Origin of the sequence: Pseudomonas sp. HY2-MNA-CIBAN-0224, assembly GCF_040310285.1 — a bacterium.
GTDB classification, from domain to species: domain Bacteria; phylum Pseudomonadota; class Gammaproteobacteria; order Pseudomonadales; family Pseudomonadaceae; genus Aquipseudomonas; species Aquipseudomonas helleri.
In genome coordinates this window covers 1-269 of sequence record NZ_JBEOPQ010000544.1, presented here as the reverse complement: position 1 = coordinate 269, position 269 = coordinate 1, and the positions used below count along the sequence as shown (strand labels likewise).

The window sequence follows — 269 nt, the reverse complement described above, 5'->3', positions numbered from 1 at the left end:
GCTTTACTGTTGCCAGACTTCGGTGCGCCGCCTTGGGCGTAATCGGGCTTGCCGCCGCCTTTACCGCCAAGCTCACTTGCCAAATGACGAATGATATCACCGGCTTTTACTTTAGCAGTGACAGACTTTGCGACACTTGCGGCTAAGGCTAGCTGATCGTCTTTATCACCAACCAATACAATCACGCTATCAGGCAGTTTGGATTTGATATCATCCATCAGCGTACGGATTGATTTGCCATCCACACCGCCTAAGGTGCTGATAAGAAC

At 50.2% G+C, this 269-nt stretch carries 1 protein-coding gene; it reads right to left on the bottom strand.

Features of this window, described 5'->3' with window-relative positions; all coding sequences use genetic code 11:
- Positions 1 to 269, bottom strand: a 269-nt coding sequence (locus AAEZ03_RS27500) for a DHHA1 domain-containing protein (RefSeq protein WP_350583025.1), incomplete at both ends; no start/stop codon positions are given.